The organism is Halococcus thailandensis JCM 13552, assembly GCF_000336715.1.
GTDB classification, from domain to species: Archaea; Halobacteriota; Halobacteria; order Halobacteriales; family Halococcaceae; genus Halococcus; species Halococcus thailandensis.
Window position 1 is genome coordinate 1 of sequence record NZ_AOMF01000118.1, and the last position, 9,778, is coordinate 9,778.

At 55.3% G+C, this 9,778-nt stretch carries 6 protein-coding genes, 1 tRNA gene and 1 pseudogene; 3 read left to right on the forward strand and 5 right to left on the reverse strand.

Annotated features, from left to right (window positions below):
• Positions 1 to 53 precede the first annotated feature (53 nt).
• A complete protein-coding gene (locus C451_RS20935; protein WP_241431196.1) occupies positions 54 to 257 on the forward strand; it encodes a transposase in 204 nt (67 codons plus the stop codon).
• A 262-nt stretch (positions 258 to 519) separates the two neighbouring features.
• On the opposite strand, the gene C451_RS05345 is transcribed toward C451_RS20935, so the two are convergent.
• The gene (locus C451_RS05345) at positions 520 to 1,515 is read right to left on the reverse strand and encodes a permease (protein WP_007738513.1); all 996 of its coding nucleotides are present in this window, start codon (positions 1,513 to 1,515) and stop codon (positions 520 to 522) included.
• A gap of 1 nt (position 1,516) precedes the next feature.
• Positions 1,517 to 1,900 (reverse strand): ArsR/SmtB family transcription factor, encoded by a 384-nt coding sequence (locus C451_RS05350; protein WP_007738514.1) that lies wholly within the window; start codon positions 1,898 to 1,900, stop codon positions 1,517 to 1,519.
• Between the two features lie 234 nt (positions 1,901 to 2,134).
• Between C451_RS05350 and C451_RS05355 the strand changes: the two are divergent.
• Both C451_RS05355 and C451_RS05360 read left to right on the forward strand, forming a co-directional pair.
• Positions 2,135 to 3,481 (forward strand): annotated as a pseudogene (locus C451_RS05355) (IS4 family transposase).
• A gap of 267 nt (positions 3,482 to 3,748) precedes the next feature.
• Complete coding sequence (locus C451_RS05360; protein WP_206536681.1) at positions 3,749 to 4,225, forward strand: methyltransferase family protein; 477 nt, start codon at positions 3,749 to 3,751, stop codon at positions 4,223 to 4,225.
• A gap of 12 nt (positions 4,226 to 4,237) precedes the next feature.
• On the opposite strand, the gene C451_RS05365 is transcribed toward C451_RS05360, so the two are convergent.
• The 3 genes from C451_RS05365 to C451_RS23685 all read right to left on the reverse strand — a co-directional run bounded on the left by C451_RS05365 (position 4,238) and on the right by C451_RS23685 (position 9,623).
• Positions 4,238 to 4,311 (reverse strand) — tRNA-Met (locus tag C451_RS05365).
• Between the two features lie 116 nt (positions 4,312 to 4,427).
• Entirely contained in the window at positions 4,428 to 5,381 is a 954-nt protein-coding gene (locus C451_RS05370; RefSeq protein ID WP_080503509.1) for a phosphotransferase family protein, read from the reverse strand.
• A 342-nt stretch (positions 5,382 to 5,723) separates the two neighbouring features.
• Entirely contained in the window at positions 5,724 to 9,623 is a 3,900-nt protein-coding gene (locus C451_RS23685) for an Eco57I restriction-modification methylase domain-containing protein (RefSeq protein ID WP_007738523.1), read from the reverse strand.
• Between the last annotated feature and the right edge of the window lie 155 nt (positions 9,624 to 9,778).

The following is a 9,778-nucleotide window of genomic DNA, read 5'->3' on the forward strand; positions in this document are numbered from 1 at the left end:
TTTCCGTCGGAAACGTCGAGGAGACGTACATTTTTCAGGCAATCAAAGAACGGATGCATCGACACCTGCGCGCAGGTGTCGAGCGCGTATTCTCGCGTCTGAAGTCCTTTACCGGCCTTGATCGCGTCCGCGCACGCAAGAAGAACAACGTCGAGACTCACGTCGTTCTTTCGGCAGTAGCGCTGGTTGCAGCGTCTCTCACGGCACAACGGCAGAACAAACCAGGGCTGATACGCTCACCGAGTCGACTCATCTGACGATCGCGCCATCTGTCCAACAAACAGGTGTCGCCGCCTGAGAGGCATCGCTCTCAGGCGGCTGTTTTTTCTGAAAGAAGCTCGACCAATCAGGCTGATCAACCGGCTGATTCAGCCATTTCTATCAAAAATCGTTCCATCGTTTCACCAACTCTACTGATGGAGTCCGGATTCAGGTCCGATCGTTCCGTCTGGCGATTTGATTTTGAACGTGCAACAGGGTANTCCATCGTTTCACCAACTCTACTGATGGAGTCCGGATTCAGGTCCGATCGTTCCGTCTGGCGATTTGATTTTGAACGTGCAACAGGGTATTGAACACAACACCAACGATGACACCGATTGCGACGACGGTGGTAGCGTAAACGACCAACAGCCGGCGTTTGAACAGTTTGTTCAGCAGAACCAAGTTCGGGATACTAACACCAGCACCACCAACGACGAACGCGAGAACGGTTCCGATAGCGATCCCCTGTTCGCTGAGAGAGGCGGCGATGGGCAACATTCCACTGAGGCTGACGTAGACCGGCGCACCGGCGAGCGCAGCCAGCGGCACGGCGAGCGGATTCTCAGGTCCAAGGACAGTCTGGAGCACGTCGACTGGAACGACGCCATGAATCAGTGCCCCGATCACCATCCCGAGGATCAGATATGGAAGGGTATCGACGAAGAACGACCACGCATCATGCGCGGCACTCTCGACATGCTGTCTGTGGGTCTGTTCGGTCGGCGTCGTTCCTCCAGCACAGCAGTCGACCGTCCCGCCGTCCGTTGCGACGGTTTGATCGGTCTCGTCAGTAATGCGGACTTCTTTGACCTGTTCGGCCAATCCCAGCCGCCCGATCACGAGTCCACCGACGACCGCCGCAACGAACGTCATGACGATGTACCAGACCGTCACCTCGATCCCGAACAGGCCGACGAGCAACAACACGGCGATCTCGTTGACGAGTGGCGAGGCCAGCAGAAACGAAAACGCGAGTCCGAGCGGCGCGCCTGCCTGAAGCAATCCAGCCAGTACAGGCACCGTCGAACACGAACAGAACGGCGTCACCGCACCCAGTCCGGCGGCAGCGACGTTCCCCGCACCCTCATCGTGCCCGCGAAGCTTTCGTTCGACTTTCTCCGGTGGGAGATACTCCTGTGCAAGTCCCACGAGGAACGACGCCCCGATGAACAGCGGGACGAGGAGGACCACGAGATGAACGAAGTAGTTCCACGAGTCGATGAGGCCGCTTTCAAGTCCTGCCGGAAGCATCTCAGGCGTCCCCCTGAACAGCGCGGGCGAGATCGAGCAGTTCGAAGACCGCGGTATCGGCGATGCGGTAGTAGCTCCACTTGCCCTTCTTCCGCGATTTGACTAGTCCTGCTTTCTTCAGCTTCCGGAGATGCGTGGCGACCGTCGACTGCGGTGCATCGAGCACGACCTGCAACTCACAGCCACAGCACTCGGATTCGCGGAGTGTTTCGAGAACGCGGAGGCGGTCTTCGTTGGCGAGCGCCTTGAAGACGGCTTCTTGACCGGCGACATCTCGCTCGGGCGGGCGAGAGTCCCGCAGGGCGGCAATCCGTGCCTCCGGGTCGTCGTACAATCGGTCGAGCGCGCTGTAGGCTTCGTCGGGTGGCGAGTCTGACTGAGACATATCGTACCTTTGCGTTTTGTATTTATTCGCAGCAGTTCTCCGCTTCGGCTTCGTCGGAAGCCGATTGAACCTCCCCAACAGCGGCTTCACAGCAGTCAGAGTCTTCATCTTGTTCGTAGCGTGCTGTGAGGCGATCCCAGATGCGGTCGAGGGTGCTCTGCGACATTACAACATATTGTGTTTCCGCAATCCATATGAAGCTTGCGATGGGTTGTATAGTCGTTAGTCTCCCAGATGGTATATCGTCCTCCGGATTCAGTCATCGAATCCCGGCTTACGAGGGCATTCCCCAAAGAACGCCTGCGTGCGCTGGCTCGGAAAACGGGTCTCGTCGAGCGACGGCGAAAGCTTGACGCTGCGGCGCTGTTCTGGGCGTTGACGCTCGGCTTTGCCGTGGACAACGATCGCTCGCTGGAGGCACTCCGCCAGAGCTATCTCCAGTGTGTTGGCGGTGAACTGAGCCTGACGTATGCCTCGTTCCACGGCTGGTTCACGGTGTCGCTCACCGAGTTTCTCCGTGGGGTCCTCGATCATGCTCTCGACGACTTCTCGGGCTCGACTGACCGTTTCGACGGTCGGCTGGAGCGTTTCCGTGATGTTTTGGTTCCGGATACGACCGTCGTCACGCTGTATCAGTCGTTGACGGATTCGTTCCCCGGTTCGGGCGACGACCACGCGGGAGCGAAGTTCCACGTCGTCGAGTCGGTCTCGACGGGACTCCCAACCCAGTTCTCGATCACCGACGCCCGCACCCACGAGAGTACGCAACTCTCGACAGGTCGGTGGCTCACGGGGGCTCTCTTATTGTACGATCAGGGCTTCTTCGATTACCGTACGATGGACTTGATCGACACCAATGGTGGCTGGTTCGTCACGCGACTCAAGCCGAACGCCAACCCGCGGATCATCGAGGAACTTCGGGAGTAGCGTGGGAACGCCATCTCTCTGACGGGCAAGCAACTACACGACGTTCTCGACGATCTTCATCGAGACGTGATTGATGTCCGCGCCGAAGTGTCGTTCCGCCGCCGTTCGTACAACGGCTCGCGCTCCGGCACAACGCGAACGTTCCGCGTGGTCGGTGTCTGGAATGAGGAGTCTGAGAAATACCATCTCTATGTGACGAACCTACCAGCAACAGACTACAGCGCGTCTGACATCGCTCAGTTGTATCGAGCCCGCTGGGAGGTCGAATTGCTGTTCAAGGAACTCAAATCGACGTACAATCTCGACCAGATGCCGACGAGCAATCCCGTCGTGGTGGAAGCGCTGATCTTGGTGGCGTTGATCTCGTTGGTGGTGAGCCGCGTGCTGCTCGACCTCTTGCGAGAGATCGTTGACCAGGACGCCACCCTCGATGACGGTGAGGGGTCGTCGCGTATCCCGCCGCGGCGGTGGTCGCGGGTATTCAGTCGCTACGGTGGCTTGATTCTCCAGCGAATCGCCGCATGGCTCGGCTACGATCCGCCGGAAGAGAACCTGCTGGAGCTGTTGCTCGCTGCGGCCATCGACCCGAACTCGCATCGACAGTCGCTGATCGAGGACGTTCAGCACGGCGTATTCGTACGCGAGCTCGCCTGAGCCACGGCGACGACGATTGTTCGCGGTGGAGAGCGACAGCTACGGAAGAAGATGATTCGCTGCGGAGCACTGTGATGCAATTAGTCCCGGTGTCGTTCTGGGACGCAGGAGGCCTTGCTGAGAAACTCGTATCTGACCCATTCGTAAACTGTCGCACTCAACTTCCGACGTTCTGGATAGTCGTCGCGTCGATACGACCGCTAAAACTAGAACATATGCCTCCGAGAGATACGACGTCGTCGCCGTGACGACACTGGAACGGCTGAGGTGCACGATGCGGGATCAAGACGAGTCATCGGTCTTACCGGTGGCGGCGGTATCCTTGTCGGCGTTGGGGCCATCTATCTACTTTCCTCGATGACGATCACGTGGCGCTCACGCGTCGTATTCGCCGTCGGAATCGCCATCCTACTCGTTGGCGGTGCTATCCGACGATATGCAGTACGGACGTTAGATGAGTACTTCACACCGACGGTCAAGATACACGAAGGCCAGCAGGTCGTCGATACAGATCCCTATCAATGGGTCCGCCATCCATCCTATACTGGCGGTCTTCTCGAATACGCCGGCATTGGTCTCGTCCAGAGTAATTGGGTAAGCCTCATTACGATCATCGGCGGGCTCGTCATCGCCTACGTCTACCGTATTCGCATCAAGGAACGCACGCTGTCCGAAGAACTCGGCGAGCCATACCAGCGCTTTTTGGATCGCACGCCCTATCGCATGATTCCCTACGTGTGGTGAGAAGCACTCGGATAGCGGGAGGTGGATTTGAACCACCGATCTGCGGGATATGAACCCGCCGGAATCTCTGGCTATCCCATCCCGCTACCGTATTTTCTTTTCGAGACAGGAATAACGGTTGCGACCGCAACATACACCAGTGAGAATTCCCGCCCGCTGTCTTCATCATTGCCGTCTATCTTATTTTCAATTACTCATGCATCTACGATGCCACCCTGCGCGCCTGATCCAGCCGAGATTCGAAATCTTCGCGAACATCAGCAGCGAGTGCATCCTTTGACTCAGCTGAGGACGCCCAGTCGTCGAATGCTTGTGGGATGAGTAGATTCACGATCGCCCGGTAGAGGGGAATTTTTTCCTCAAACCCGGTCGGAAGAGTACCGGCACGTTCTCGATAGCCCTCATAGAGTGCGGACTGAAGGACTGGTCGTTCGTCTTCCGAAACATCCGGCTGGCCGAGGTGATGGAACAGTGCTTCGGCCAGCCCGAACGCTGGGTCACCCACGAGTGCTCGTTCCCAGTCGAGCAGTCCATTTGGATCGAGATAGACGTTGACACGACTCGGATCGCCGTGGATGAGCGTCGGTGTGGTCCCATCAAGCGTTGGATCCACTGCTTGAATCGTATTGATGAGTTGACCCGGGAGATCCCTGAAGCGGTCAGCAAACCAGTCCTGAGCACGCCATTCAACTGTCTCACAGAGCGTTTCTACCCACGAGGTATCTGTCAGATGCAGCTCCGAGGCGTCTCCGCCGATGATCATCCCTGGCTGGTCGAACTCCGCTTCGTGGACTGCGGCAATCTGATTCCCGACCTGTCTGAGCAGTGGCTTTCGGTCAGCTTCATTCGTCCACAGCTCATTCAGAACCGTTCCTGGCATTGGTTCTGTTACAAGAAAAGGTGAATCACCAGTCGAGTTGGCGGCTACAATCGGCGGTGTCCCGATCGGACAATGATCCTCCGCGTACTGTGTCGCCGCAATCTCACGAGAGAGCCGTTCTGTGGTATCGGATGCCGTCTTCACGTAGACCGGATCGCCCTCGGCGAAGGTAATCAAACCTGCTTCGTTCCCTGGACGGGTATTCTGCAGTTCGACTGTTTCTATAGAGCGATCAGGAAACACATCCTCTGTGACAGATTGAACCAGTGCACTCATCTCTTATGGAACCTCAACAAGCCGATACTACAGCACATCTAAGCCAAGTGTCTTGTGACCGTGATGATTGTATAATTGATAGATTGGAATTGATATAAAAAGAGGTTGCCGACAGGCCGTCAGTAATCATTTGACCCTGCAACGAAGCACATGGTTCATTGCAGCCTGCAACAAAGCCGCCCAATTTATATATTGACCACACCGCAACAAAGACGACTCCAAAATGGCCTCCATAGCCACCTACATCCGCGCCTCGACCGACACCCAGGAAACCGCCCACCAGCGTGATGCGATCAACGGCTGACTCGACGATTACGACTACAATGTTGATTCCTTTAGCTGTCAGTGGGTGGTTGCTTCGCCTTCTACCAATGCATCGTATTCATCGAGAACACGGTCGAAGTAGTCCTCAGTCATGAGGCGCGGATTCTGTACGCGGTGAAAATCATCGAGGATAAACTGGGTTTCCTCGCGGCCGAGACCGTAGGCATGGAAGGCTGCTGCGTCGATTTCAGCGCGCAGACGCTCGCGCTCGCTCTGCTCGGTTGCCGGGTCGATGCCGCCAAGCCGCTCACGCATTTCCGCGAATGCCTCTCCGTAACAATTCAATCGGGCGGCACGCTGCCAGATGTATTCAAACCAGTCGTCCCCCTTTGTGAGTCGTGGAATCTGTGATTCTTCCATCTTGTACAATACAATATGAGAGTCGACCTTCGTCCGCATGAGAAAGTCGAACGCGATGCTATTCAAGAATCCAACCGTAACGAATAACTCTCGGTCGGTAAACGCTGGCTGGTAGGCATCGTGGAGCGGCGATTGTTCGAGGTTGTCGCGATGAGGCACGATCTCGTTCGGCCGCAAGGTCTGGAGCGTATGAAGGCAAACAACATCCGGAGGGAGGATTGTCGCGATCATCGTACGTTCGTCGCTTGCCCGCGCAATATCCCGATACCCGATTCGATATGAGTCGCAATCTAGGAGTATATCATCCATCGAGAGAGGTTCGCCGCGATGATCTTCAAGAAGATCGTTGACGAACTGTTTTTGTGACTTGCTAGTTTTATTTCCCTCAAAAGCATCATAGAGCGCTCGTTTGAGGTCACCGCGGTTAAAGCGCTTTTCTCGGATTCGATACTTGGCGCTCGATTCAAGATTCTCTTCACCAACGCTCCAGTAGGTCGGCGAGTCGATATCGATATCGAGCGCGTTGTCGTAGTGGTACTGGTGAATGTTTGCTCCACCATAGACCGGATACTCACCCTCACTGGGATCTTCGACAAATCGTTCTTTGTCGGATGGCTCATGGAGTTCTTTGGTGAGCGGATTTGCCTGCCAAGCACCCTCAATCGGCTCGGCAACCGATGGATGTGAAAGAATTTCATTGAGCGTGTCGACCTCGGTTTGACTTGTGACGAAGGGAAAGATGCGGGCATTCGGCGAGTAAGATTCGAGTACCTGTCGTGGGATTTCGACAGTGGATTCGTGTGGGTGTTCAAGTATGGACAGATCACGCTGACGGAATATCCCGTTTAGAGCGTCTGTATCTCCCAAATTGTTGAATACAAGGACGCCGAACTGGTACTGTGGATGGAGGTCTTCAAAGATACCGTGATTCTCGAACTCAAACAATTTTTGAATGTTTGACGAGTCCAACAATTGTTCGCGCAGGTCTTTCGATGCTGCACCATTGAAGATTACACCAGGGAGTACCAGTGACGTCCAGCACTCTTCACCAGTGAGAGCGAAAATACGCTCCAGAAACAGCGCGGAGAGATCATTCTCGCTAGCGATACTTCGCCCACCTACTGAGGGACTCTGAAGTTGATACGACGGACTGTCGTTGAAATATTCCGTTTGATACTCCATCGCCTGCTGATACTGCTCGTAGCTCTCGGCGATTGTTGGATCATCAAGTAGGTTGGCTTCGATTTCGTCGCGTTCAGAGGCTGGATATGACCGGAATTCCGGATCGTATCGTGAGAAGAATTCGGCGCGGTTGGCCGTCAGCATGTCCCACGGCGGGTTCCCTGTGATAACGTCGAAGCCACCGTCAGCGTACACTGCCGCGAACTCAAGCACCCAATGGAAGGGTTGGTACTCCCGAATCTGTTCAAGAGTGATCGCCTCAATGCCAGCCTCCTTGAACTCCTCGAGGACGCGCTCGTTGAGATCAGTACGATAGGATTCGCGCAGGCGTTCGGCCTCTTGTAGATGTTCTCTGGCGGTATCGGTGTCCTGAGCCTCCTTGTGGAGTCGGACTTCCTCGATCACCTTTTCGTACTTCGTTCGCACCGTGTCCGGTCCCCATGCATCGATCCGCATCTGGTTGTCGTCGCTACTGGTCTCCATCAGATCCGTATAGCCGATGAGACTGTTGCCATGCTGAACGTTGAATACAACGTTTGGCAACGCGAGATCGTCTTCATCATAATCTGCGATTTCATCAGCGTTGACCTCAGCGATAATCGACAGCCAAAGACGGAGCTTCGTGATTTCGACGGCCGGTTCCACAATATCGACGCCGTAGATATTCTCGACGACTGTCCGTTTTTGGAGTTCCCATGTCTGCGGTTGCTCGGGATGTTTCTCGTGGAGTGCCTTGCGCACCGCGACAATTTCACCGAGGATTGAGGTGAGGAAATGCCCGCTTCCACACGCCGGATCGAGAGCGTGGAACTGGTCAATGTCGTCAAGGAGCGGGTTGATGACGTTCGCATCCTGGGGGACCGCACGCTCAATTAGCTCGAAAACATCGTCGTAGCGGTCCATATCGACTTGCTTCCGTCCGAGATCCTCGATCATCGTGGTCTTGAACCGCTCCAGTAACCACGGACGGACGGTCTCTTCCGCACAGAAGCGGGTGATTTCATCCGGAGTGTAGTACGCACCGAGTTCCTTTTTCGCGTCACCGGAATCGTTCGTTAGATAGTTGATAGTCTTCTCGAAAACGTTGCCGAGTACGCTCGGATCGAGGTCGTTCGGTCCGCCATCTGCCGAGAAGTTGTACCCCTCGAGAAAATCGACAAGCGAGGTCAATACAGCATCGCCTACGTTGAAATCCTCGTCAGTGAACCCGCGTTCGGTGTTCTCATGGGGGCGGAACAATCCACCATTCAGGTAGGGGACTTCAGAGTAGAATTCGACATTGCGGATCTGCTGTGAGCGTTCACTTGGGCGTTCATCGAGGACACCGAAGAACAACGGTTCGAAATAGGTTTCGTAGAGTGACTGTGGATAGGTTTTTGGGTTGTAGGTCTCAGCGAGGTCGGCTAGCAACGTTTTCGGGACGAGCTCACGGTCTTCAAGGAATTTGATGAAGATGAGGCGGTTCATCAACTCGACAGCGAACAGGCGGATATCGTCACCCGTAGCGCTTTCCGGTGCTTCGATACCATTCTCGATCAGTGAGAAAGCCGTCCGTTCTTCTCCTTCTTCTACCACACCGAACACGCGACGAACATACTCATCGTAGAATTCGTCAGTAATCTCGGATTTCGTTTCCTTGATGACTGAACGTGCATCACTGGCGATGGCGCGGAAGTTCTCGAAGCCGAACGAGCGTACGAACCCGTCGAGTAGGTCTTCGTTCGATTTCTCAAGCCACTCGTCGAGACTGACCTGCCGACCGGTGACGTTCTCGAAGGCAGCGATGAATACGGGTTGGAGGTTCACCTCCGCGAGCGTATCGTACTGGTAGCGCTCGCGGTCGTATTTGATGAGCGTCCAACGCATCCCATCAGTAGCAATGCCGAATTCAGCGCCGAAACTGTACGTATCGAGCCAGTCTTTGACCTGTCCGATGCCGTGTTTCTGCTGATCAAGCTTCTTGTTTATCGGTTCGGCCTCAACAGGAAGACGGTCAGAGTCTATGTCGTCGTACTCCCGAAGTGAAAACAGATAATCAGCTTTTTGTCGCTGTTCGTCAGTCAGACCGCTTGCTTCGGTGGTGAAATCGGGATAGCCGAGTGCGTCGAACAACGGTTCGATAACCGTCCGCTGAGTGAACGGCTCGGGATCGCCATGTTCGGTGAGATCGGTGCCGTGAAGAATATCTGGTCCCGGATCACCCCGTAGGAGTTCTTCGAGGCGATCATCAGAGACGACCTCTGATCGCAGGTCACGAACGATTTCGGTGATGCGCTCGGCAAGATCGTCGACGACGCTCTCGGAGACAGTAGTCTCGAACTCTTCAAGGACAAACTCCGTGGCCGATGTATCGGCCGGCCCGACGGTAGAACTCATCGCTGTCCTCGGTTTGTAGAGTGAAGACGAGAGAGTGCGGGCTGATCCGTAGCGAGTTCGGTCATGGATTGGTCGTGTCGCAAAGCGGTCTAGACTTCGGTAGCAACTGACTCCCCTCAGGAAGGGGTTGTCTCTGGTGACCAAACCGAGACCAC